Origin of the sequence: Methylorubrum sp. B1-46 (assembly GCF_021117295.1) — a bacterium.
Lineage (GTDB): Bacteria > Pseudomonadota > Alphaproteobacteria > Rhizobiales > Beijerinckiaceae > Methylobacterium.
This window is the reverse complement of record NZ_CP088247.1, coordinates 3,657,354-3,680,232: the sequence shown is the minus strand read 5'-3', so window position 1 is coordinate 3,680,232 and position 22,879 is coordinate 3,657,354. Positions and strand designations below refer to the sequence as shown.

The window sequence follows — 22,879 nt, the reverse complement described above, 5'->3', positions numbered from 1 at the left end:
CCGGGGCATGCACCGAGGAATCCGTCACGGCGTCTGCCAGGTCCGGGCCGAGGACCGGGACGGCCTGAACGAAATCTCTCCGGCTCGGCCGTGTCATGATCGCTCCCCAAACGTGAAATCCCTAAACCGCCGTGAGAACGGGCGGCGCAGCTTCCCACGGTCCTCTCGCCGGCTGTCCGCCGCCCCCGCCTGGTCAAGGGGCGTGCGGCGAGAGACCGGGAAGGTTGCGGGACACGTTAAACGTCGATCCAGCGGCATGTAAGCCGCTCCCTCCTGTATGTGCGATATCCGACATTGCATTATTTGCCATGGGATGCGTGTTGAGCAAGAGCTCCGGCCATCGATGTCGGATCTCTTGTGAGGTGCCGCGGCTGGATAGGCTCACCTTCGGGGCAAAGTCTCCATTTCACCGACTTCGGAGGCGTTGCCGAAGGCTGCCCTCCAGCTTCACCCGTTTCCCTCCCTGATCGGGACGACGCATGCCGCCGGATCTTGAAAGGTCTGGCGCCCAGATACTGAGCGCGCCGGACGCGATCTGTCTGCCTGGCCCTTGCCCGTGCCGTTCGGGGCGAGCCCCTACACCGTCTTCCGGCACTCGGCGGCGCAGGTCCGGCACGCCTCGCGGCAGGCGCGGCAGGCCGCGATGTCGGGGAACTTGGCGCATTCGGTCTCGCAGGCGGTGCAGATATCGGCGACCGCCCGGGCCATGGCGCGGGTGTGGGGCGAGTCGACCGCCGCGAGCGTCTCCAGCGCCGCGCAGGCATGGACGAGATCGTAGGTCGCCTTCATGCAGGCGGCCATGCTCGTATCCTTCATCGCCAGCATGCCGAAGCAATGGCCCAGGCAGTCGTTGCCGGTGGCGACGCAGCGGGCGCTCGCCTCCTTCAGCGCCGCGAACGGTGCCGGATGGTCGGCATGCCCGCCGTGGTCGTGCCCATGCGCTTCGCCGTGAGCATGCCCATGGTCGGGGTCGGCCGCCTGGGCGCGAGCCGCAGCCAGCGAGGCCAAACCTGCCGCCGCGCCCAAGGCCGTCATGAAGTTCCGACGTTCCATCCCGCTCATCCCCCGTTCGCAGATCCGGCCGCGCCCCTCATCGGCCGTGGGCCGAGACGGGTATCCTACCGCTCCGCCGATGGCCGGCGAAACCGTTCTACAAAAGATGTGATCGGCAGCCGGAAAAGACCCGGCCGAGCGCGTCGCGCCCGGCGCTCTCGCTCCTCGTCTCGGCCATGCCGGGGCCTGCGGGCTAGCGCATCTGCCCGAAAGGTGGTCACCGGCCTTCGGAAAAGACGATGCATAAACAAGAGGATAGAGCACCGTCCCGAAATGTGGTTGCCGGTTTTCGGAAAAAGATGATGCAGAAACAGGGGGCTAAACCATCGTGCTGGATCGGATATCCAGCACGATGCTCCAGCGTGACGGGCGGGGTCAGGGCTGCGCGATCCGACGGACGATCCGGGCGACGGTCGCGGGGTCGAGGTCGGGGTAGATCGGCAGGCACAGCACCCGGTCGGCGGCGAGCGCTGCGACGGGCAGATCCTCGCGTCGGGCGCTCGGCAGCGTCCGATACATCGGGTGATCGGAGATCAGGGGGTGGAAGTAGCGCCGCGGATGGATCCCGTCGCGCTTGAGCGCATCGTAGAGTGCGTCGCGGCCGACCGGATAATCGGGGCCGACGAGGATCGGGAAGTAGGCGTAGTTGGCCGTCCCCTCCCCCAGGCGGTCGAGGCAGCGGATGCCGGGAACATCGCGCAATCCCTGCCGGTAGGCCTCGTCGATGGCCTGCCGACGCGCCAGCACCGTGTCGATGTACCGAAGCTGGACGAGGCCGAGGGCGGCATTCAACTCGCTCATCTTGCCGTTCAGGCCCACGCCGATGACCGAGGTCTCGTCGTCGAAGCCGAAATTCTTGAGCTTGTCGATCCGGTCCTTCATCGCCGGATCGGCGCAGACGATGGCGCCGCCCTCGAAGGTGTTGAACACCTTGGTGGCGTGGAAGCTGAGGACCGAGAGGTCGCCGTGGTTCAGCACGCTCCCGCCGCGATCCTGCACGCCGAAGGCGTGGGCGGCGTCGTAGATCACCTTGAGCCCGTGCCGGGTGGCGATCTCGGCGATGGCGTCCACGTCGCAGGGCTGGCCGTAGCAGTGGACCGGCAGGATCGCGCTGGTGCGAGGCGTGATCGCGGCCTCGATCCGGGCGGGATCGAGGTTGAGGGTCGTCGGATCGATGTCCACGAAGACGGGAGTCAGGCCGCTCCAGAGAAGGGCGTGCGAGGTCGCCACGAAGGAATAGGGCGTCGTGATCACCTCGCCGGTGAGATCGAGCGCTTGCAGGGCCATGATCAGGGCGGTGGTCGCGTTGTTGAACAAGGCGACCTGCGGCACGCCGAGATGATCGCCGAGGCGCGCCTCCAGCTCCTGGTGGAACGGGCCGCCATTGGTCAGGACCCGGGTCTGCCAGATCTGCCGCAGCAGCGGTTCGAACTCTTCGAGCGGTGGGAGGAACGGCCGGGTGACATAGACCGGCCCCGTTGCCGCCTCCGCGTCCAGGGCCATCTCCGGCGAAGTGTCGGAAGCGGCGTCGAGGACGCGCGCGAATTCCCGCTCCAGCCGTCGCAGGGTTTCCTGCACCGGCAGCGTGGGCGGCTGGGCGGATCGCGGGGAGAGGTCCGCCTCGGGGTTGGGATCAAGCGGCGCTGTTTGCATCGGTCCGGCGCCTCTCGAGGGGGCGTGCGGCGTCCGCGGCATATCCGGCGCGCACCCATCCGGCCGCGCACAGTCTGCGATGTTCGAACATGCCCGGCATCCTGCCCCGACCGGACGTTAGGAATTGTTTGGCTAACGGATCGTTAACGTTGCCATGGCGGCGTAATCCGACAGCCCAAAACGACGAAAGCCGCCCAAAGGCGGCTTCTCGTAGGTCGGTCAGTTCTTTTGAAGAAACTGGAGCGGGCGAAGGGATTCGAACCCTCGACCCCAACCTTGGCAAGGTTGTGCTCTACCCCTGAGCTACACCCGCTCTATTGTCCGTCCGTCCGGCGCCGTGGGCGCCCCCGTCGGTGGAGGTGTGTAAACACCATCCCGCCGCAGGATGCAAGCGCCAAGTTCGAGGGGCGTTCGAGATTTTTCCGCGGCTCACCAAAGCTCGGCCGGAGGCTGCCCCCCGCGGATCTCGGCGAGGCGGGCACGGGTGGCGCGGGTGGTGTCCGCCGGCAGCGCGTCGAGGGGGAAGAAGCCGGCCTCGGCAATCTCGCGGTCGGGCTGCTTCGGCCCCGTCACCGTGAAGGCCGGGACGACGTAGACGGCGATATGGTCGCGGCGCATCGCACCCGGATTGAGGAAGAAGCCGTGCAGCCGCAGGCTTGTCTCGGGCGCCACGACGATCTCGGCCTCCTCGCGGAATTCGCGGGCCATCGCGGCGGGCGCGCTCTCGCCCGGATCGATCCCGCCGCCGGGCAGATGCCAGCCGCCGACATAGGTGTGGCGTACGAGACAGACCCGTCCCTGCCCGTCGATGGCGACGCCGCGCACCCCCAAGGTCATGCCGCGCGTGAGGAGCGCGACGCGCAGGGACAAGCGGTGCAGCCAGGGGCGGTCGAGATTCAGGATCATGCTGGGTCTTGTAGACGGCGGCATCGCGCCCGTCCCGCTCACACGACCCGCAGCGCGATCGCGCCCACGCTCTCGATCCGCGCGCGCATGGTCTGCCCGCGCCGCACCGCCCCGACGCCCGACGGCGTGCCGGTGAAGATCAGGTCGCCGGGATGCAGCTCGAAATAGGTCGAGAGCAGCGCGACCTGCTCCGGCACCGACCAGATCATCTCGGACAGGTCGCCCCGCTGGCGTTCCTGCCCGTCGACGGAGAGCGTGATCGCGCCGGCGCGGGGATGGCCGATGACGCCCGCCGGCCGAAGCGGACCGATCGGGGCCGAAAAATCCGCGGCCTTCCCGAGTTCCCAGGGCCGCGCCTGCCGCTTGGCCTCGTCCTGCAGGTCGCGCCGGGTCATGTCGAGGCCCACCGCATAGCCGTAGACATGGGTGCCGGCGCTCTCCACCGGGATGTCGCGCCCGCCCCGGCCCAGGGCGGCCACCAGTTCCACCTCGAAATGATAGTTCTCGGTGCGCGGCGGGTAGGGATGCTCGACCGTCGCGCCCTCGGGTACGACCTGGAGCGTATCGGCGGGCTTGAGGAAGAAGAAGGGCGGGTCGCGCTCGTCGGCACCCATCTCGCGGGCATGGGCGCGGTAGTTGCGACCCACGCAATAGACCCTGCGCACAGGGAACAGGTCGGAGCAGCCCTGGATCGGCAGCGTGGCGCGCGACGGGTTCGGGATCACGGACAGCATGGCGCCTCAAGCCTCGTCTTTCGGTAAGCGGACGGAACGCGATGGATCGAGCGGCGATCCGCTGCGGGAGAGAAACCCGCAACGGCGCGCAGCGTGCCATCTCCCAATTCCGCCTTTCCCCGCCATCCACGGTCGTCGGTGCAATCTGCGTCCACCCGGCCTATCTGGAGCGGAGGATGCCCTCGCCTGCCCGCCGATGACCGACGCCCGCCTCTCTCATGACGGCCTTCTCGCCGCGCTTTCCGGCCGGCTCGGGGCGCGGCACGTCCGCACCGAGCCGGCCGAGATCGCACCGCACCTGGTCGAATCGCGCGGGCTCTATCGCGGCCATGCCCTCGCCGTGGTCGCGCCGGGCACGACCGAGGAGGTCGCCTTCACGATGCGGGCCTGCGCCGAGGCGCGAGTGCCGGTGGTGGCGCAGGGCGGCAATACCGGACTCGTCGGCGGCGGCGTGCCCTTCGGCGGGATCGTGCTGTCCCTGAACCGCCTCGCACGGCTGCGGGCGATCGATCCGCTGGGTGCCAGCATGACGGTGGAGGCCGGTATGATCCTCGCCGACGTCCAGGCGGCGGCGGCGGAGGCCGGGATGCTGTTTCCGCTCTCCTGGGCGGCGGAGGGCACGGCGCGGATCGGCGGCGGGATCGCCACCAATGCGGGGGGCCTCGCGGTACTGGCCTACGGCAATGCCCGCGACCTCGTGCTCGGGCTCGAAATCGTGCTCGCCGACGGGCGGGTCTGGAACGGGCTCAAGGCTTTGCGCAAGAACAACGCCGGCTACGACCTCAAGCACCTGTTCATCGGCTCGGAGGGCACCCTCGGCATCGTCACCGCCGCGACCCTGAAGCTGTTCCCCAGGCCGCTCTCGACCTGCGTCGGCTTCGTCGGGCTGCCCTCGGCACGGGCAGCGCTCGCCCTGTTCGCCCGGCTGCGGGCCGGCGCCGACCGGGGGCTGACCGCCTTCGAGTATATGCCCCGCTTCGGCCTGGAGATCGTCCTGAAGCACGGCATCGACGTGCGCCCGCCGCTCGCCGGCACTCATGCGGCCTATGCTCTCGTCGAATTGTCCTCGCCCCGTCCCGGCGCCGACACGCGTGCCGAGATGGAGGCGCAACTGGCGCAGGCGATGGAGGCGGGGCTGGTGGAGGATGCCGTGATCGGCGGCAGCGCCGCGCAGGATGCCGCCCTGTGGCGCTTACGCGAATTGCTGCCCGAGGTGCAGAAGGCGGAGGGCGGCTCGATCAAGCACGACGTCTCGCTGCCGCTCTCGCGGCTGGCCGATTTCCTGGAAGAGGCGAGTGCGGCCTGCGAGGCGGCGATGCCGGGCCTGCGCCCCTGTCCGTTCGGCCATTTCGGCGACGGCAACATCCACTTCAACCTGACCCAGCCCGTCGGCATGGAGAAGGCTGCGTTTCTGAGCCAGTGGAGCCGCTTCAACGCCATCGTCCACGGCATCGTCGAGCGGATGGACGGCTCCATCGCCGCCGAGCACGGCATCGGCCTGATCAAGCGCGACGAACTCGCCCGCACCGCCGATCCTGTCGGCCTCGACCTGATGCAGCGGCTCAAGCGCACTCTCGATCCGCACGACCTGCTCAATCCCGGCAAGGTCGTGGCCCTGTCCGAGGATCCGCCCCCGGCCCTCCCGGTGTGAGGATCCGCCCGGCATTCCTGCGACGGCGCGTGTGACGGGCTCTTGTGACGGCGCGCACATGGGAACGCGAACCGTCCTCCGGTGGTTGTTGTGCAGCGCACAAGAACGCGGCATGATGCTGGCCCAAGGGATGGGAAGCGGCCTTGTGCACAACCGGATTCGAGCCCCGGATGATGAGATCATTAACCCTTTCGCCCGGACAATCACCCTCTGCGGCGACCGGGTGTGAGGGGAGCCGCCTCGGTTTCGTCGCATGACGATTTTAGGCCCTCATCCCACATGTTGCATTGCGGCGCCGCTTCTTCGCAGAGCGATGCACCGCAGCGGCGGGCAGGAGACGCGCATCCGGGGCGGTTTTCGCCGCGTGCCCTACGTGCGTCCCCGCCCGCACCGACTTTGAAGGAGACCATTGATGCCCATCTCTCAGGCCCGGGTGCCGACTGCGGAAGCGAGCCGCTACCTCAAGCAGCTCTGCCGCCACTGGAGCCACAAGTTCCCCGTCGAGGAGAGCGGCGACAAGGGCCGCGTTCCGTTCGGCGAGGACCGCATCTGCACCTTCGAGGCGAGTTCCGAGGCTCTGCTGATGCAGGTTGCCACGCCCGACCCCGCCGGCCTGACACGGCTGGAGAATGTCGTCTCCGACCACCTCCTGCGCTTTGCCTTCCGCGAGAATCTGGGCGAGATCACGTGGTCGCGCGCGGCCTGAGCCGCGTGAGGGTCTGATGCCCGCATCTGAGCCGGGGGATCGCGCGCGGCAAAATAGCGTGAGGATCGCCCCATGAGCCAGATGCCGGGAACGGCCGCCCTCCCCTTCACCGAGCGCCTCGACCGGCTGGCGGAGGTCGCCGTGCGGGTCGGCCTCGGGCTGCGGCCGGGACAGGAATTGGTGATGACGGCACCCCTCGAAGCGGTGCCGCTCGCCCGCGCCATCACCGAACACGCCTACAAGGCCGGCGCCGCGCTGGTCACCACCTTCTACGCGGACGACGCCGCCACCCTCGCCCGCTTCGCCCACGCATCCGACGAGGCCTTCGACAAGGCCGCCGGCTGGCTCTACGCCGGCATGGCCGACGCCTACCGCAGCGGCGCGGCCCGCCTCGCCATCTCCGGCGACGACCCGTCCCTGCTGGCGGGTCAGGATCCGGCCAAGGTCGCCCGCGCCAATCGCTCGCGCTCCCAGGCCTACGTGCCGGCCCTGGAACTGATCGCGGGCTTCTCCACCAACTGGACCATCGTCTCGGCGGCGACGAAGCCCTGGGCCCGCACGGTCTTTCCCGACCTGCCCGAGGACGAGGCGGTCGCCCGGCTGTGGGACGCCGTGTTCTCCGCCTCGCGCATTGACGGGCCTGATCCGATTGCCGCCTGGGGCGCGCACAACCGCGACCTCGCCCGCCGCACCGAGCGGCTCAACGGGTCCCGCTTCTCGGCCCTGCACTTCCGCGGCCCCGGCACGGACCTGACGGTCGGCCTCGCCGACGATCACGAATGGTGCGGCGGTGCCACGACCGCCAAGAACGGCGTCGTCTGCAACGCCAACATCCCGACGGAGGAGGTGTTCACCACGCCGCACCGCCTGCGGGTGGAGGGCACTGTCGCCAGCACCAAGCCGCTCTCCTACCAGGGGACCCTGATCGACGAGATCCGCGTGCGCTTCTCGGAGGGGCGGATCGTCGAGGCGCATGCGCGCACCGGCAGCGACGTGCTCGCCAAGGTGCTCGACACCGATGAGGGCGCGGCCCGTCTCGGCGAGGTGGCGCTGGTGCCCGCCTCTTCGGCGATCTCGGCCTCGGGCCTCCTGTTCTACAATACGCTCTACGACGAGAACGCCGCGAGCCACATCGCGCTCGGACAGGCCTACTCGAAATGCTTCCGCAACGGCGGCGAGGGCCTGAGCGAAGCGGACCTCGCCGACCGCGGCGCCAACCGCAGCCTGATCCATATCGACTGGATGATCGGCTCGGCCGAGATCGACGTGGACGGGATCACGGCGTCCGGCGAGGCCGTGCCGGTGATGCGCCGCGGCGAGTGGGCCGACTGATCCGATTCAAGTCCGTCCTTGCGAGGCGAAACCGAAGCAATCCAGAGCGTCACTCTTCCGGAGAAGTCGCGCCTTGGATCGCTTCGCTGACGCTCGCGATGGCGGAGAGAGCGGAAAGCTGGGGCGTCGCCGCCGCGCCGCCCCCTCTGAACGATGGAATGGCGCGCTGTCAGGCGGTGTGCGTCGGTGTCCCTTTCGGCAGCATGTTGGGCCGCCAGCGGCGGTGCATCCACAGCCACTGGCCGGGATGCTCGCGCACCCATCCCTCGACCACGCGCGTCATCGCCTGCATCGCGCCTTGAACGTCGATGAGCCCGTCGGGGCCGCGGGGCAGGTCGAGGGGCGGCGTCAGTTCGAGCAGGAAGCGCCCGCCCGGCTTGCGCACCACCCGCGCGCCGTGGACCGGGCAATCGTGGTGCCGGGCGAGCTTGCCGAGCAGCGGGTTGGCGAGAACCGGGCGGCCGAAGAACTGAACCACCACGCCGCGGGTGAAGTGCTGGTCGATGAGCTGGCCGAGATGGCCGCCGCGCTCCACCACGCCCTGCATGGCGAAGACGGCACCGGGCCCGGAGGCGGCCAAGCCCCCCATGGTCTTGCGGCGCACCTCCTGCACCAGTTGGGCGGCGGCCGGATTGTTCGGCGGCCGGAACACCGCGGTGGTCTCCAGCCCGAATTTTTCCGCGCAGATCGCCGGCAATTCCCAGTTGGCGAGGTGGGCGGAGAAGATCAGCCCCGGCTGCCCGTCGTCGCGGATCGCGAAGAACTGCTCCAGCCCGCGCACCTCCATGCGCTGGGTGGCGAGGTTCTCGGGATCGAAGTCGAAGATCGTGTCGAGATGGGCGTATTCCGCGCCGGTGCGCCCGAGATTCTCCCAGGCCTCCCCTGCGATCGCCCGCAGGCGCGCCTCGTCCTCCTTCGGATAGGCTGCGCGGAGGTTGGCCATCGCCGTGCGGTGCGAGGGCAGGAACGGGCCGACGAGACGCGCGAGTCGGCCGCCGGCCGCACTCGCCCGGTCGGTGCCGAGCATCCGCGCGAGGAGGAACACCGCCCGGATCAGCGGGATGGTCGCGAGGCCCGCCAGCCGGGGCAGGTTCCGCCGCAGGATCAGCGCGAGGCGCAGCACAGCCGGTTCATCGATCGGAGGATTCGGGGAGGTGGAAACGCGGAATAAGGTATTTTTCTCGGGCAAGCGAGCATTCTGCCCGAAAATGGCGAAGGCCGCCGGCCCGTCGAGCGGACCGGCGGCCTTCGGAAGGCGCGGGACGAGGACGTCGATCAGACGAAGTGTTGGCCGCCGTTGATCGTCAGCGTCGAGCCGGTCACGAAGCCGGCCTCGTCGCTGGCGAGATACTCGACCGCGTGGGCGATCTCGTCGGCTTCGCCGAGGCGGCCGGTCGGGATCGTCGAGATGATCTTGTTGCGGATGTCCTCGGCCACCGCCATCACCATCTCGGTGGCGATGTAGCCGGGGGCCACCACGTTCACGGTGATGCCCTTGGAGGCGCTCTCCTGCGCCAGCGCCTTGGCGAAGCCGATCACGCCGGCCTTGGCGGCCGAGTAGTTGGTCTGGCCGGCTTGGCCCTTCTGGCCGTTGATCGACGAGATGATGATGATGCGCCCGAAATTGCGCGAGCGCATACCGTCGATCAGCGGACGGGTGCAGGTGAACATCGAGTCGAGGTTGGTCTTGATGACCGCCTGCCACTTCTCGAAGGACATCTTGTGGAAGGCGCCGTCGCGGGTGATGCCGGCGTTGTTCACCAGGACGTCGATCGGTCCGAGTTCTGCCTCGATCGCCTTGATGCCGGCTTCGCAGCTCGCGAGATCGCCGACGTCGAACTTGAACACCGGGATGCCGGTCTCGGCCTTGAAGGCGTTGGCGGCCTCGTCGTTGCCGCCGTAATTGGCAGCGACCTTGTAGCCCTTGTCCTTCAGGCGCTTCGAGATCGCGGCGCCGATGCCGCGCGTTCCGCCCGTGACGAGGGCGACGCGTTCCTGAGCCATGATTTCCTCCGTGCTCCCGTATCGGGTTGTTGTTAAGCTGGTTCGCGAAACACCCGCTAGGCGTGTGGCCAACAGGACAAGGATCCTGTCACCACCTTCGCGGGAGCGGGTCGCTGCGCCTTGCCCAGGCTGTGTAACCGGGCGACCGGACACTGGCACCGCATTTAAATTTCACAAACTCTCAAGCTGTTTTCGTCAAATTCAGCTTGAGGTCAGGGCAAGGCATTTCAGGGGAAGAGAGGGCAGCAGATGCCCTCCCCTCCAAGGCCGGTCACTCAGACCCGCTCGACGCACATCGCGACGCCCATGCCGCCGCCGATGCAGAGGGTGGCGAGGCCTCGCTTGGCATCGCGGCGCTTCAACTCGTGCAGCAGGGTGATGAGGACGCGGGCGCCCGAGGCGCCGATCGGGTGGCCGATGGCGATGGCGCCGCCATTGACGTTCACCTTCTCGTCGTCCCAGCCCATGTCCTTGTTCACGGCCAGTGCCTGGGCGGCGAAGGCCTCGTTTGCCTCGATCAGGTCGAGGTCGGCGGGCTTCCAGCCGGCCTTGTCCAGGGCCTTGCGCGAGGCCGGGATCGGGCCGGTGCCCATCACCTTGGGATCGACGCCCGCGGTTGCCCAGGACACGATCTTGGCCAGCGGCTTGATGCCCCGGCGCTCGGCCTCGGAGGCCGACATCAGCACGAGGGCGGCGGCGCCGTCGTTGAGGCCCGAGGCGTTGGCCGCGGTCACGGTGCCGTCCTTGGTGAAGGCGGGCTTGAGCTTGGCCATCGCCTCGACGGTCGCGCCGTCGCGGATGTACTCGTCGGTGTCGACGATCGTGTCGCCCTTCCGGCCCTTCACCGTGACGGGGACGATCTCCTCCTTGAACCGGCCCTCCTTGCGGGCGGCCTCGGCCTTGTTCTGCGAGCGGACCGCGAACTGGTCCTGCTGCTCGCGGGTGAGCTGGAAGGCCTGAGCCACGTTCTCGGCGGTCTGGCCCATGTGGTAGCCGTTGAAGGCGTCCCACAGGCCGTCCTTGATCATCGTATCGACGAGCTTGAGGTCACCCATCTTCTGGCCGCCGCGCAGGTACTGCGCATGGGGGGAGAGCGACATCGATTCCTGGCCGCCGGCCACGATCACCTTGGCGTCGCCGTTGGCGATCTGCTGCATGCCGACGGCGACGGTGCGCAGGCCTGAGCCACAGACTTGGTTGAGGCCCCAGGCCGTGGCCTTCTCCGGGATGCCGGCGGCGATGGCAGCTTGGCGCGCCGGGTTCTGGCCGGCGGCCGCCGTGAGCACCTGGCCGAAGATCACCTCGTCCACGTCGTCCGGCGAAACGCCCGCCCGCTCCAAAGCCGCCTTGATCGCCACCGCGCCGAGTTCGTGCGCGGGCACGGAGCCGAAGGCGCCGGCGAACGAACCCACCGGTGTGCGCGCCGCCCCGACAATGACGATATCTTCGCTGGCTGCCATCGTGACGTTCTCCTCGTTCGGCTGCGCGATATTTGGTAGACCAGAATGTCCGGTGCGCGACTTGCCGTTCACCGGATGAAGAGCGCAGCACTCGCGAAGTCAAGCGTGCTTTCGGACAAGATGGCCGGAACGTCGCACCCGCACAGACGCGTGCCGTCGGATTCTGCGGGGACAGAGATAAATTGCTGTTTTCGCCGCGTCGCGTAAGCCTTAAGGTCGGAGCTGACGAATGCAGGACCCGGCCTGCGCAGGCGGGCAGCCGATCATGGCGGAGCGTTGAGCTTTGCGCAGACTCATGACCGAAGCGGGAGGTGTCGCAACGATGGCCGAGAACGGCAGGGCGCATCAGACCGTCATCAAGAAATACGCCAATCGCCGGCTCTATCACACCGGCACATCCACCTACGTCACGCTCGAAGACCTCGCGACGATGGTGCAGAACGGCGAGGACTTCATCGTTTACGATGCGCGCTCGGGCGATGACATCACCCGCTCGGTCCTGACCCAGATCATCTTCGAGCAAGAAAACAAGGCCGGCGAGGACAACTTGCTGCCGGTGGCCTTCCTGCGGCAACTGATCCGCTTCTACGGCGACAGCATGCGCACGATGGTGCCGAGCTTCCTCGAATTCTCCATGGCGAACTTCGCCAAGGACCAGGACGGCCTTCGCGAGAAGATGGCTCAGAGCTTCGGCCCCTCCGCTTTCCAGCAGGCTCTGCAGGAGCAGGTGCGGGCCAACATGACCTTCTTCGGCGATGCGATGAAGATGTTCACCGGCGGCTTCGGCCCCCCTGCCCCGCCCTCGGGTTCGGGCGCCGCGCCCGCCTCGCCGCCGGCCGCCGTCCCTGCCGCCGGCGGAGGAAACGACCTCGACGAATTGAAAAAGCAGATGGCGGAGATGCAGGCCCGCCTGGAATTGCTGGCGCGCAAGTAGCGCTGCGGCATCTTCGCGGCGTCTTTCAGGGGGTATCGCTCGAGGGCGATGCCCCTTTTCTTCGTTCCACCACAACCTCCTGCGGTGGCCTCAGCAGCCTCGAGGGTCGCTCCGATCGACGTTCCTGCGGCTGTTCTTCCGGCTCTTCGGACATGCTCCGCGGGGCGTGTCCGTGTGTGACAGGCGGGGCCATCCCTGGTCGAGGATTCCTCGGATTCCGCACCTGCCGGGCGCGAGACAGTTCGTTAAGATCCGGTTAACGTCGGCCCAGGCCTTGCACGAGATCGCGTGCGGGGCCGGAGATGCGACGCGACATGGACCGTTCCAAGACCGATTGTGCCGATCAGGGCCACGCCGACTCAGGTGAGACCAGCGGTCCCGACGCCTCCTCGCGTGCTCTGGTGGCCCAGTCATCCGCCGGAGCCGGTCCCCGCCTCCGGGGCGGTCGCCCGATGGCGGATTTTCTGACCCAGTTGATCGTCAGCGCCGACCCTGCCCTGCGTCCGGCCCGCTTGGAACGCACGAAGGCCGCGGCCGCGCTCTACGCACGGGCCGCGGCCTCCAGATAACGGATCTGTGGCCGCCGGACAGTTCCGGCGGCTCTCAGTCCTTACGCCTCGGCGGACTTCACCTTCAGAACCTGACGGCCGCGATACATGCCGGTCTTCAGGTCGATGTGGTGCGGGCGGCGCAGCTCGCCCGAGTCCTTGTCCTCGACATAGGTCGGGGCCTTGAGGGCGTCGGCGGAGCGGCGCATGCCGCGGCGGGAGGGGGACGTCTTTCGCTTCGGAACGGCCATGGGATGTACCTCAGGCAAATAGGGCGCCCAAGGCCCATCCCCTTAATCGGGGGATCGCCGATGGCACCGCGTTGAGTGACGGAGATTCGAGGCGGGCTGTATAACCGCAGGAAGGGCGACTGGCTAGAGCGCCCGTTCCTCTATGGACAGGCGGCTGACGTGCGATAGGCGCACGACATGGTCACGGTGTGGCGGGGGCTGCCGAGGCCTCCCGGATCGGGGCGGGTTCGGCGGGCTTGCGAGCCACCACGATGGGGGCGCGGACGATCGCCGCGAGCGCGGTCTCGGAGGGGCGGCGCGGCGGCAGCGGCACTTCGACGGAATCGGACACGGCCGCGTGCTGTCCGGCGGCAGCCTGCGGACTCGGCTGAGGCTGGTTCGGTACTTGAAGCGTGGCTTGGGCTGCGGCCTGCGGCTGTGCGGCGGCCTGGGCGAGGCTTGCGACCTGCAGCGCCGGTTCGGCGGCGAGGGCAGCGGGCCGGCGCGGCGGGAGCGGCACCTCCACGGCGTCGGTTGGGCCCGGCCCCGGCGCGGCGTAGGCCAGCGCCTGCGGGGTGCCAGCCGCCGGTGCGTTGCCGCGAAGGGCGAATAGACCGTCGAAGCCGTTGGCCGAGCGAGCGCTCGTGCCGGCGGCCGGCGCGGCAGAGGCGACGGTCGTCGCCCCCGCATCGTCGGGCGGCGTGGCGTCGATGCCGAGGCGCTTGGCGGCGTAGTAGTAGCCGCGATTGTAGTAGCGGTAGGCCTGCTCCAGATCGCCCTTCGCGGCGCGGTAGGCGCCGGCGAGATAGGCGATGCCGTATTTCAGGTTGGTCTCGGGGTCGAACAGCCCGGCGGCGTCGCCGGTATAGCCGAGGCCCCGCGCGGTGGCGTGCTTGATCTGCATCAGGCCCAGCGCCGAGCCGCCCTTGGCGCGGGCGTTGTAGTTGCTCTCCCGTTTGACCACGCGATGGACGAACGCCTCGGGCACCTTGTTGGCCCGGGCCTGCTCGGCGATCAGTGCATCGATGTTGTCCCGCGCCGCCGCTTGAGCGAAGGCCGACGCCGGGGCGGCGGCAAGCAGGGCGGCGAGGAGAAGACGCATGGGGGACCCGGTCGTTTTTGGGTGCCTCGCTTCAGCCTCCCGTGGACCGGCAGCCCATCCCTGACGGGAAGCGGCTGCCGCGGGAGCCTCGCGAGGGGCACTCGTTACGGCTCAGTTTGTCTCACCTGGGTCGGGGCCAAATGAGGCGGGAACGTGGAGCCCGGGCAAATCCCTGCGGATGCCGGGGCGCGCGGCCCCGACCCTGTCGCAGAAGAGGCACAGCCGCCCGCCGCGGCCGGAGGCAGGGGCCTCAGGTGTCCCCGAACACGAACCGGTTGATCGCGCGGGCGAAACCGTCCTCGTTGTTGCTCGGTGCCACCACTGAAGCCGCCCGCTGCACGGTTGCGGCGGCGTTGCCCATGGCGATCGACAATCCGCTCTCGCGGAACAGGGCGATGTCGTTGGCGGCGTCACCCAGCGTGGCGATTCGCTGCCGCGGAAGGCCGAGCTGGCGCCCGAGATCGGCGACGAAGCTGCCTTTGTCGATGCCGGGCGGCGTCACGTCGAGGTAGTAGGGCTGTGAGCAATGGACGGCCGCCCGCCCGTCCAGCGCCGCCACGAGCGTCGCCTCCAGCCGCGCAAGGCCGGAATGGTCGCGGCTCACGCCGACGATCTTGGCTGCCCGTCCGAGCAGGGGCGACAGGTCCGGCATCACCGTCGGATCCGTTTGCAAGGTACGGCGCTCGAGATCGGTATAGGGCGCTTGCGCGTCACGCAGGTTCCAGGCGCCGTCGGCGAACACCCACAGGTCGATCCCGGCCGCGTCGAGGCGCGCGGCCGCCTCGCGGGCGACCGCCTCGGGGATCACCGCCTCCGAGATCGGCCGGAGGTCGGGGGCGCAGACGGTGCTGCCGTTGAAGGCGCCCATCGGCAGGCGCAGGTCGAGCCTCTCGGCGAGTGAGCGCAGGCCGACCGGCGGGCGGCTGGAGGCCAGGGTGAAGCCGATCCCTGCCGCGCCGAGCCGCCGCACCGCGTCGATCGCGGCCGGCGTGAGCCGCTTGTCGTCGGTGACGAGCGTTCCGTCGACGTCGGAGACGACGAGGGCGATGTCCATGCTGTTCATGACGATCCGCAGATGTCGCTGGCCGGGACGCCGAGCCGCGTGGCAACCGCCGCAACGATGGCGTCGGGGCCCTCCTCGATGCCGACGGTGATCGGGGCTTCGTCCGGTCCCGGCGGTTCGAGGGCGGCGAGCTGGCTGTCCAGAAGCGTGGCCGGCATGAAGTGGCCATGGCGCGCCCGAATCCGGCTTTGGATGAGCTCCCGGCTCCCCTCCAGGAAGACGAGGCGGATGCGGGGGGAAGCGCCGATCAGGGTCCGGCGATAGGCACGTTTCAGGGCCGAGCAGGCGACGACCGCGCTCTCTCCGGCTGCGAGTCGGGCCTCGATCCAGGCGCGGATGCGGCCGAGCCAGGGTTGGCGCGCCGCGTCGTCGAGAGGATGCCCGTCCCGCATGCGGGCGATGCTGTCGGGTGCGTGGAAGTCGTCGCCGTCGGCGAAGGTCCAGCCGAGCCTCTCGGCCAGCAGCGCGGCCACCGTGCTCTTGCCGGAGCCGGAGACGCCCATCACGACGAGAACGGTCGGGGCGGTGGGTCGAGAATCGGTCATCCGGCTCCTTGGACGAGCGATGGGGAGACGGGCCGAGCGCCTCGACCCGCCTGCGAGACGGTCGGCACCGGCGCGGCCGGAAGCGGACAGGTAGTGGATCGGAATCGCGGGACCATCCTCTCGGCCGGGTCTCGGTGTCCGCCGCGTCCAGGGCGGTCCTTCGGGAGGCGTGGGAGAGGTGTGGGCTTCGGGGAAAGGCGGACGCAATTCGTGCTGCCCCGCCCGGTGTGGCGGCCTCGCCACGGACAGCTTGGCCGCTTTCGGCTACCCACCCGATGAGAGAAACCGTCAGGCGACCTGAATGCGCGCTCCAGCCCTTGCCCTCCTCGCCGCCACGGCGGTGTCGGGGTGCTCGATCCTGCCGGCGGCGGGGCCGACCACCTCGGCGATCGAGAGCGGCGCCGATGTCGCCACCGCCGAGGGCCTGTTCGCTCGCTACGAGATCATCGACGTCACCCCCGCCCTCGTCGAGTCCCTGCGCACACGCCCCCTCGACAGTCTCCTCGTCACCTTCGGCGACAACCGGCCTGCTCTGGAGCCGGTGATCGGCGTCGGCGACTATGTCGCGGTTCAGGTCTGGGAAGCCGGCTCCGGCGGCCTGTTCTCCGGGCCGCTGGTCGCCGACCGCTTCTCCGCCGGTTCCAAGTCCGCCATGATCCCCGAGCAGGTGGTCGGGCCGGACGGCGGCATCACCGTGCCCTATGCCGGCCGCATCAAGGTCGTCGGACGCCGCACCCAGGACGTCCAGGCGCTGATCGAGACCGAACTCGCCGGCAAGGCGATCCAGCCGCAGGTGCTCGTCTCCGTCACCAAGCCGATCTCGCAATCGGCGACCGTCACCGGCGAGGGGGCGATGGGCATGCGCGTGCCGCTCTCGGGTCGCGGCGACCGGCTGCTCGACGTCATCGCCCAGGCCGGCGGCGTGCGCACGCCCGTGGCCGAGACCTTCGTGCGCCTGTCGCGCGGCAACCGCACCGTCACCGTGCCGATGAGCACGGTCGTGGCCAACCCGCGCGAAAACATCTTCGTGCGGCCGAACGATACGCTGACGCTGGTGCGCGACCCGCAGACCTTCCTGGCGGTGGGCGCGCTCGGCGCCACCACCGAGGTGCCGTTCTCGGCCGACGGTCTGACGCTGTCGCAGGCGCTGGCCCGCGCCTCCGGCCTGCGCGACTTCCAGGCCGATCCGGAAGGCGTGTTCATCTTCCGCTACGAGCCGGCGGCGGTGGTGCGGCGCCTGCGGCCGAACTCGCCGCTTCTGGCCTCGCCGCAGGTACCGGTGGTGTACCGGGTGAACCTGCGCGATCCGCAAGGCCTGTTCCTGACCCAGAGCTTCCGCATGCGCAACCGCGACCTCGTCTATGTCTCGAGCGCGCCGTTCGCCGAACTGGGCAAGGTGCTGAGCGTGTTCTCGACCGTGACGGCGCCGGTCGCCGCCGGCGCCTCGCTCTACACCGTCACGCGCTGATCCGGGGTCGCGGTTCGCGAGGGCGCGGGGATGGCAGGCGGCACGGTTCTGGCGGTGATGGGTCTGGCCCGCGAGGCCCGTATCGCCGCGGGCCCCGGCATCGAGACGATCCAGGCCGGCGGCAATCCCGCCCGTCTGAGGCGGGCACTCGACGAGCGTCCCTCGCACGGTCTGCGCGCGGTCGTCAGCTTCGGGATCGCCGGCGGCCTCGATCCTGCCCTGAGACCGGGTGACGTCGTCGTCGCTACGCATCTCGATGCGCAGACGCGGTTTCCGGCCGATCCCGCGATCGGCCGCCGCCTGTTCGAAGCCTTGCACGGGCTGCCGGGCCGCGTTGCCGCCGGCGGCCTCGCAGGCTCCGACGTCGCGGTCATGACGATTGCCGACAAGGGGAGCCTGCATGCGCGCACCGGCGCTCTGGCGGTCGATATGGAATCGCACGTGGCCGCCGCCTATGCGGCCCGCCACGCCCTCCCCTTCGCGGCGCTTCGGGTCGTCTGCGACCCGGCCGAGCGCGCCCTGCCCGCCTTCGCGGCTACGGCCCTCACGCCGGAGGGCGAGCCTGACATTCGGGCCGTGCTCGGCGCGCTGCTGCGAGGGCGCGCCCGGATCGGCGAGCTGATCCGGCTCGGCCGCGATTCCTCGGCGGCCTTCGCGTCGCTCGCCCGCTGCCGCACCCGGCTCGGACCCGATCTCGGGGTGGCGTGAACGGCCGCCTCGTCGCCGAGCGAGAATCCGGAAACGAGAAGACCCGCGCGGCCGGTACCACGCGGGTCTTCTTGCAGGCGATGGAGAGCTGGGCTCAGACTGCCTCACAAAACTCTCGCTCACTGACCGTTCTCGCTCTGGCGAGGACAGCGCAGCGGGAGTTTTGTGAGCGACACTCAGGCAGCGGTGCGCTTGCGGGCTTCCTGCTTGGTGTCGACGCCCGAGGCTTTGATCTCGGAGAGCTTCTGGGCGACGTTGCGCGAGAACACGAACTCGGCCGGGCGCTGGTTCTCGAGAGAGATCTCCGGCGCCATGTCGCCTTCGGTCTTGATGCCGCGGATCGCGTGCACCAGCGGCTTCCACGGCTTCTTGACCGAATCGACCACCGAGGAGGCCTCGTAGCCCGAGTGGACCATGCAGTCGGCGCACTTCTCGTAGTTGCCGGTGCCGTAGGCGTCCCAGTCGGTCTCCTCCATCAGCTCCTTGAAGGTCGCCGCGTAGCCTTCACCGAGCAGGTAGCAGGGCTTCTGCCAGCCGAACACGGTGCGGGTCGGGTTGCCCCACGGGGTGCAGTGGTAGGACTGGTTGCCGGCCAGGAAGTCGAGGAACAGGCCCGACTGCTGGAAGGTCCACTTCTCGCGGCCCTTCTCCTTGCCGTGCCGGAACACGCCGCGGAACAGGTCCTTGGTCGCCTTGCGGTTGAGGAAGTGCTTCTGGTCCGGCGCGCGCTCGTAGGCGTAGCCCGGCGAGACGGTGATGCCGTCGATGCCCATGCGGGTCACCGAATCGAAGAAGTCGGCGATCTTGTCGGCGGACGAGTTGTTGAAGAAAGTGCAGTTGATGGTGACCCGGAAGCCCATCTCCTTGGCCTTGGCGATGGCCGCCACCGCCTTGTCGTAGACGCCGCGCTGGCACACCGACTGGTCGTGCATCTCCTTGTCGCCGTCGAGATGGATCGACCAGGTGAAGTACGGGCTCGGCTTGTACTCCTTGATCTTCTTCTCAAGCAGCAGCGCGTTGGTGCAGACGATCGCGAACTTCTTCTGCGCGATGATGCCCTGCACGATCTGCGGCAGATCCTTGTGGAGGAGAGGCTCGCCGCCGGCGATCACGACCACGGGTGCGCCGCACTCGCGCACCGATTCCAGCGCCTCGTCCACCGGCAGGCGCTTGTTCAGGATCTCGTCGGGGTAATCGATCTTCCCGCAACCGGCACAGGCGAGATTGCAGCGGAACAGCGGCTCCATCATCATGACGAGCGGGTAGCGCTTCCGCCCCGTGATGTGCTGCTTGAGGATGTAGCCGCCGATCTTCGCGACGTACCGTATGGGGATTCCCAAGACGCGGCTCCTTAGATGCTGTGGTCCCGGACTTAGCCGGGCTGCTTAGCGTGAGAAGGACAGGAATTCCAGCGCATTAGGCTGGAACTGTTCCCAAAGGGCGCTTGTCAGGCGCGATTTCGAGGGGGTGTGGCCTGCCGGTGTCGCGGCCGTCCGCCGGCTTCTGAGATGAAGCCTGCGGCCGTGCGATCCGGAGCGGAATAACCTTCTGATTTCCGCCTTCTGCGGCGGATTTTTGACCTTTTCTCGCACATGGCAAACTGCGTAGGACCAGACGAGTTCACGATTTCTCGTGCATGCCTCGTGCCGGTTTCCGCGGCTCATCCCCGGCCGGCCCGAGCGGATCGTCACGGCGCCGCATCGAGTCGACATCAGCCGGAACGCTTGTGCGAAGCGATAATCCTGCGCAATCCGGGTGCAGTGCGCAATCGCACCCACCCCACCGGAGCGGACCGGTTTGCCGGGGCGCGTTGCATTCCCCCGCCGGGGCAAGTAGGTAGCGCGCCAACGACACGGATGATCGGGGTGGAGTCCGTTCACGTCTCCTCGCGTATTTCGTGTCCGCTGGACAAGGGGCTGCCGACCGGTAGTCCCCATCCGGATTTCTCGCTCGCGAGGGTCACGTCCCGCGGGCCATGACGAGGATCGATTCGGCGCGTCGCCGCCTGCTTGAGGACGCCGCGTCCTGTGTCGCGGGGAGGACGGGACTTCGAGTGTCCTGGCCCGTCGTCACGCGGGGACAGGCCGGATCGTTAGGCAGGCAGGGTTTTACGTGATCGAACGTCTCGTCGCGTTTTCCGTCAGGCGCCGCTGGCTGGTACTGGTGGCCGCGGCGCTCCTCACGGTGGCGGGCGCGGGCACCGCTGCCCACATGTTCCGCATCAACACCGATGTCGAGCGGCTGATCGAGCCGAGCGTTCCCTGGCGCCAGGACGAGATCGCCTTTGAGAAGGCATTCCCGCAGCGCACGAACCTCGTGGCCGCCGTCATCGACGGCGAGACGCCGGAGATCGCCGAAGAGGGGGCGGCGCGCTTCGCCGAGGCCCTGAAATCGCACCGCTCCGAGATCGAGACCGTCTACCGGCCCGATGGCGGCCCGTTCTTCGATCGCAACGGCCTCCTGCTGATGTCGCAGGAGGAGCTGGAGCAGACGACCCAGCGGCTGATCGAGCAGCAGGGCCTTCTCGGGCCGCTGGCCGCCGATCCGTCGTTGCGCGGCGTGATGCGCGTGCTCAGCCTCGGCGTGAAGGGCGTGAAGAGCGGCGACGCCAAGCTCGAAGACCTCGCCCAGCCGATGACGCAGATCGACGAGACGCTGCGCAAAGCCCTCGACGGGCAGCGCGCCCGCATGTCGTGGCAGACCCTGCTCGCGGGCGGGCGCAGCGAGACCACGGACAAGCGCAAGTTCGTGATGATCCAGCCGGTGCTGGACTACAATGCGCTGGAGCCGGGCCGCGAGGCGACCAAGCTGATCCGACGCGTGGCCGCCGAGCAGAACATCGACGCGGCCCACGGCCTGCGCATCCGCCTGACCGGCCCGGTGGCGGTGGCCGACGACGAGTTCGCCACGCTCGCCGACGACGCCTTCCTGAACTACTCGCTGACGACGGCGGCCATCGTCCTGTTCCTGTGGCTCGCCCTGCGCTCCGGCCCGCTCGTCGTGGCGGTCCTGATCACCACCTTCTCGGGACTCGTCGTCACGGCGGCCCTGGGCCTCCTCATGGTGGGCGAGCTGAACCCGATCTCGGTGGCCTTCGCCGCCCTGTTCGTGGGCCTCGGCATCGATTTCGGCATCCAGTTCGCCGTGCGCTACCGCGCCGACCGCTATGAACTCGGCGACGTCGATTCCGCGCTTCGCGGCGCGGCGCGGGGCGTCGGCTGGTCGCTGACGCTTGCGGCGATCTCGCTGCTCGCCGGCTTTTTCGCCTTCCTGCCCACGAAGTTCCGCGGCGTGTCCGAACTCGGCCTCATCGCCGGCGTCGGCATGATCGTAGCCTATCTGTTCTCGCTGACCCTGCTCCCGGCCCTGATCGCGGTGTTCAACCCGCGCGGCGAGAAGCGGGCGGTCGAGACGACGTGGATGGCGGGCGTCGATCACTGGATCATCGAGCACCGCAAGTGGGTGCTGATCTTCGTCGGCCTCATCACCGTCGCCGGCATCCCCCTGCTCCTGAAGCTGCCGTTCGATTCCAACCCGATGCACCTTCGCAGCCCGAAGGTGGAGTCGATCGCGACCTATCTCGACCTGATCAAGGATCCGGCGACCAGTCCGAACTCGATCGACGTGCTGGCCCCGAACGTCGATGCCGTGCCCGAACTGACCAAGCGCCTGGAGGGGCTTGAGGCGGTCGCCAAGGTGATCTCGATCGATACCTTCGTGCCGCGCGACCAGGACCAGAAGCTCGCCACCATCCAGGAGACGGCGCAGCTCCTCGGCCCGGCGCTCAACCCGGCCCGCAAGCCGCCGCCGCCGACGGATGCCGAGAACGTCAAGGCGCTGAAGGACACCGCCGCGGCGCTGAAGACCATCGCCGGCGGCGATTCGGCCGGCGCCAAGGCGGCGGACCGCCTCTCTGGCACCCTCGACACGCTGGCCGCCGCGCCCGCGGAAAAGCGCGAGGCGGCGAGCGTCGCGCTCACCACCGACCTGAAGACGCTGATGAGCCGCCTGGCCGGGCTGCTCGACCCGAAAAAGATCACCCTCGACAACCTGCCCAAGCCCCTCAAGGCCGAGTGGGTCACGAGCGACGGCCGCGCCCGCATCGAGGTTCACCCGAAGGGCGATTCGAACAACGACGAGGTGCTGCGCCGCTTCGCCAACGAGGTGCAGACGGTCGATCCCCACGCCACCGGCGCGCCGGTGGCGACGACGGAATCGAGCTACACCATCCTCGGCGCCTTCGTGCAGGCGGGCCTGACGGCGCTCGCGCTGATCTTCATCCTGCTCTCGGTCGCCCTGCGCAAACCCTGGGACGTAGCGATGACGCTGGGCCCGCTGGTGCTGGCGACCCTGTGGACGCTGATGGCGCTCAAGGTCATCGGCATGCCGCTGAACTTCGCCAACATCATCGCCCTGCCCCTGATGCTGGCAGTCGGTGTGGCCTTCCACATCTACTACGTCATCGCGTGGCGCGCCGGCGTCGTCGACATGCTCGCCTCCAGCCTGACGCGGGCGATCTTCTTCTCGGCGATGACCACGGGCACAGCCTTCGGCTCGCTGATCCTGTCGAGCCATCCCGGCACCGCCAGCATGGGCGAGTTGCTCGCGCTGTCGTTGTTCTTCACCCTGATCGCCGCGTTCTTCGTGGTGCCGGCCTTCCTCGGGCCGCCGCCGAAGCATCCGGATGCCGACCGTCCCGAAGGCACGGAAGCCGGCCGGTCGGCCGGTGAGGTGGCGCGCGAGCCCGCGGCGGTGAAGTAGAAGCTCGGTTGGGCGGGTGGC

General features: G+C 68.7%; 18 protein-coding genes, 1 tRNA gene and 1 pseudogene. 7 read left to right on the top strand and 13 right to left on the bottom strand.

Annotated elements, in window-relative coordinates; genetic code table 11:
* Positions 1 to 576: 576 nt before the first annotated feature.
* The 5 genes from LPC10_RS17060 to LPC10_RS17040 form a co-directional block, all read right to left on the bottom strand.
* Positions 577 to 1,053 (bottom strand): four-helix bundle copper-binding protein, encoded by a 477-nt coding sequence (locus LPC10_RS17060; protein ID WP_231343634.1) that lies wholly within the window; start codon positions 1,051 to 1,053, stop codon positions 577 to 579.
* 375 nt (positions 1,054 to 1,428) lie between these two features.
* The gene (locus LPC10_RS17055; RefSeq protein WP_305080612.1) at positions 1,429 to 2,706 is read right to left on the bottom strand and encodes a DegT/DnrJ/EryC1/StrS aminotransferase family protein; all 1,278 of its coding nucleotides are present in this window, start codon (positions 2,704 to 2,706) and stop codon (positions 1,429 to 1,431) included.
* Between the two features lie 238 nt (positions 2,707 to 2,944).
* Positions 2,945 to 3,019 (bottom strand) — tRNA-Gly (locus LPC10_RS17050).
* A 116-nt stretch (positions 3,020 to 3,135) separates the two neighbouring features.
* Positions 3,136 to 3,612, bottom strand: a complete 477-nt coding sequence (locus LPC10_RS17045; protein WP_231343633.1) for an NUDIX domain-containing protein — start codon at positions 3,610 to 3,612, stop codon at positions 3,136 to 3,138.
* A gap of 38 nt (positions 3,613 to 3,650) precedes the next feature.
* Positions 3,651 to 4,346: a fumarylacetoacetate hydrolase family protein gene (locus LPC10_RS17040; RefSeq protein ID WP_231343632.1), complete on the bottom strand. Its 696-nt coding sequence runs from the start codon at positions 4,344 to 4,346 to the stop codon at positions 3,651 to 3,653.
* Positions 4,347 to 4,542: 196 nt separating this feature from the next.
* On the opposite strand from LPC10_RS17040, the gene LPC10_RS17035 reads away from it, so the two are divergent.
* From LPC10_RS17035 to LPC10_RS17025, 3 genes and pseudogenes are all read left to right on the top strand, one after another.
* The gene (locus LPC10_RS17035) at positions 4,543 to 5,997 is read left to right on the top strand and encodes an FAD-binding oxidoreductase (RefSeq protein ID WP_231343631.1); all 1,455 of its coding nucleotides are present in this window, start codon (positions 4,543 to 4,545) and stop codon (positions 5,995 to 5,997) included.
* 412 nt (positions 5,998 to 6,409) lie between these two features.
* A complete protein-coding gene (locus LPC10_RS17030) occupies positions 6,410 to 6,703 on the top strand; it encodes a DUF2218 domain-containing protein (protein WP_231343630.1) in 294 nt (97 codons plus the stop codon).
* A 156-nt stretch (positions 6,704 to 6,859) separates the two neighbouring features.
* Positions 6,860 to 8,035, top strand: a pseudogene (locus LPC10_RS17025) (aminopeptidase); the annotation flags it as partial.
* Between the two features lie 169 nt (positions 8,036 to 8,204).
* On the opposite strand, the gene LPC10_RS17020 reads toward LPC10_RS17025, so the two are convergent.
* The 3 genes from LPC10_RS17020 to LPC10_RS17010 all read right to left on the bottom strand — a co-directional run bounded on the left by LPC10_RS17020 (position 8,205) and on the right by LPC10_RS17010 (position 11,499).
* Positions 8,205 to 9,158, bottom strand: coding sequence for a lipid A biosynthesis lauroyl acyltransferase (locus LPC10_RS17020; RefSeq protein WP_231343628.1), 954 nt, complete (start codon positions 9,156 to 9,158; stop codon positions 8,205 to 8,207).
* Positions 9,159 to 9,310: 152 nt separating this feature from the next.
* The gene (gene phbB, locus LPC10_RS17015) at positions 9,311 to 10,039 is read right to left on the bottom strand and encodes an acetoacetyl-CoA reductase (RefSeq protein ID WP_231343627.1); all 729 of its coding nucleotides are present in this window, start codon (positions 10,037 to 10,039) and stop codon (positions 9,311 to 9,313) included.
* A gap of 275 nt (positions 10,040 to 10,314) precedes the next feature.
* Complete coding sequence (locus LPC10_RS17010) at positions 10,315 to 11,499, bottom strand: acetyl-CoA C-acetyltransferase (RefSeq protein WP_231343626.1); 1,185 nt, start codon at positions 11,497 to 11,499, stop codon at positions 10,315 to 10,317.
* A gap of 322 nt (positions 11,500 to 11,821) precedes the next feature.
* Here LPC10_RS17010 and phaR point away from each other — a divergent pair, with 322 nt between their 5' ends.
* Positions 11,822 to 12,433, top strand: coding sequence for a polyhydroxyalkanoate synthesis repressor PhaR (gene phaR / locus LPC10_RS17005; RefSeq protein ID WP_231343625.1), 612 nt, complete (start codon positions 11,822 to 11,824; stop codon positions 12,431 to 12,433).
* Positions 12,434 to 13,043: 610 nt separating this feature from the next.
* Here phaR and rpmF read toward each other — a convergent pair.
* The 4 genes from rpmF to LPC10_RS16985 all read right to left on the bottom strand — a co-directional run bounded on the left by rpmF (position 13,044) and on the right by LPC10_RS16985 (position 15,921).
* The gene (rpmF, locus tag LPC10_RS17000; protein WP_003601373.1) at positions 13,044 to 13,232 is read right to left on the bottom strand and encodes a 50S ribosomal protein L32; all 189 of its coding nucleotides are present in this window, start codon (positions 13,230 to 13,232) and stop codon (positions 13,044 to 13,046) included.
* A 181-nt stretch (positions 13,233 to 13,413) separates the two neighbouring features.
* Positions 13,414 to 14,313: a transglycosylase SLT domain-containing protein gene (locus LPC10_RS16995; protein ID WP_231343624.1), complete on the bottom strand. Its 900-nt coding sequence runs from the start codon at positions 14,311 to 14,313 to the stop codon at positions 13,414 to 13,416.
* Between the two features lie 250 nt (positions 14,314 to 14,563).
* Complete coding sequence (locus LPC10_RS16990; protein WP_231347081.1) at positions 14,564 to 15,367, bottom strand: Cof-type HAD-IIB family hydrolase; 804 nt, start codon at positions 15,365 to 15,367, stop codon at positions 14,564 to 14,566.
* A gap of 5 nt (positions 15,368 to 15,372) precedes the next feature.
* Positions 15,373 to 15,921, bottom strand: a complete 549-nt coding sequence (locus LPC10_RS16985) for a gluconokinase (RefSeq protein ID WP_231343623.1) — start codon at positions 15,919 to 15,921, stop codon at positions 15,373 to 15,375.
* 301 nt (positions 15,922 to 16,222) lie between these two features.
* Here LPC10_RS16985 and LPC10_RS16980 point away from each other — a divergent pair, with 301 nt between their 5' ends.
* Together LPC10_RS16980 and LPC10_RS16975 are read left to right on the top strand one after the other, a co-directional pair.
* Entirely contained in the window at positions 16,223 to 17,389 is a 1,167-nt protein-coding gene (locus LPC10_RS16980) for a polysaccharide biosynthesis/export family protein (protein WP_231343622.1), read from the top strand.
* A 30-nt stretch (positions 17,390 to 17,419) separates the two neighbouring features.
* Positions 17,420 to 18,097: a phosphorylase gene (locus LPC10_RS16975; RefSeq protein WP_231343621.1), complete on the top strand. Its 678-nt coding sequence runs from the start codon at positions 17,420 to 17,422 to the stop codon at positions 18,095 to 18,097.
* A gap of 176 nt (positions 18,098 to 18,273) precedes the next feature.
* On the opposite strand, the gene hpnH is transcribed toward LPC10_RS16975, so the two are convergent.
* Entirely contained in the window at positions 18,274 to 19,437 is a 1,164-nt protein-coding gene (gene hpnH, locus LPC10_RS16970) for an adenosyl-hopene transferase HpnH (protein WP_108941242.1), read from the bottom strand.
* A gap of 772 nt (positions 19,438 to 20,209) precedes the next feature.
* Here hpnH and LPC10_RS16965 point away from each other — a divergent pair.
* The gene (locus LPC10_RS16965; protein ID WP_231343620.1) at positions 20,210 to 22,858 is read left to right on the top strand and encodes an MMPL family transporter; all 2,649 of its coding nucleotides are present in this window, start codon (positions 20,210 to 20,212) and stop codon (positions 22,856 to 22,858) included.
* The last annotated feature ends 21 nt before the right edge of the window (positions 22,859 to 22,879 follow it).

Excerpts from the sequence above, each read along its gene's own strand:
- LPC10_RS17055 (WP_305080612.1), bottom strand. The coding sequence starts at position 2,706 with ATGCAAACAGCGCCGCTTGATCCCAACCCCGAGGCGGACCTCTCCCCG.
- LPC10_RS16990 (WP_231347081.1), bottom strand. The coding sequence starts at position 15,367 with ATGGACATCGCCCTCGTCGTCTCCGACGTCGACGGAACGCTCGTCACC.
- LPC10_RS17045 (WP_231343633.1), bottom strand. The coding sequence starts at position 3,612 with ATGATCCTGAATCTCGACCGCCCCTGGCTGCACCGCTTGTCCCTGCGC.
- LPC10_RS16975 (WP_231343621.1), top strand. The coding sequence starts at position 17,420 with ATGGCAGGCGGCACGGTTCTGGCGGTGATGGGTCTGGCCCGCGAGGCC.
- rpmF (WP_003601373.1), bottom strand. The coding sequence starts at position 13,232 with ATGGCCGTTCCGAAGCGAAAGACGTCCCCCTCCCGCCGCGGCATGCGC.
- LPC10_RS16985 (WP_231343623.1), bottom strand. The coding sequence starts at position 15,921 with ATGACCGATTCTCGACCCACCGCCCCGACCGTTCTCGTCGTGATGGGC.
- LPC10_RS17035 (WP_231343631.1), top strand. The coding sequence starts at position 4,543 with ATGACCGACGCCCGCCTCTCTCATGACGGCCTTCTCGCCGCGCTTTCC.
- LPC10_RS17030 (WP_231343630.1), top strand. The coding sequence starts at position 6,410 with ATGCCCATCTCTCAGGCCCGGGTGCCGACTGCGGAAGCGAGCCGCTAC.
- LPC10_RS17060 (WP_231343634.1), bottom strand. The coding sequence starts at position 1,053 with ATGGAACGTCGGAACTTCATGACGGCCTTGGGCGCGGCGGCAGGTTTG.
- LPC10_RS17040 (WP_231343632.1), bottom strand. The coding sequence starts at position 4,346 with ATGCTGTCCGTGATCCCGAACCCGTCGCGCGCCACGCTGCCGATCCAG.
- phbB (WP_231343627.1), bottom strand. The coding sequence starts at position 10,039 with ATGGCTCAGGAACGCGTCGCCCTCGTCACGGGCGGAACGCGCGGCATC.
- LPC10_RS16980 (WP_231343622.1), top strand. The coding sequence starts at position 16,223 with ATGCGCGCTCCAGCCCTTGCCCTCCTCGCCGCCACGGCGGTGTCGGGG.
- LPC10_RS16995 (WP_231343624.1), bottom strand. The coding sequence starts at position 14,313 with ATGCGTCTTCTCCTCGCCGCCCTGCTTGCCGCCGCCCCGGCGTCGGCC.
- phaR (WP_231343625.1), top strand. The coding sequence starts at position 11,822 with ATGGCCGAGAACGGCAGGGCGCATCAGACCGTCATCAAGAAATACGCC.
- LPC10_RS17010 (WP_231343626.1), bottom strand. The coding sequence starts at position 11,499 with ATGGCAGCCAGCGAAGATATCGTCATTGTCGGGGCGGCGCGCACACCG.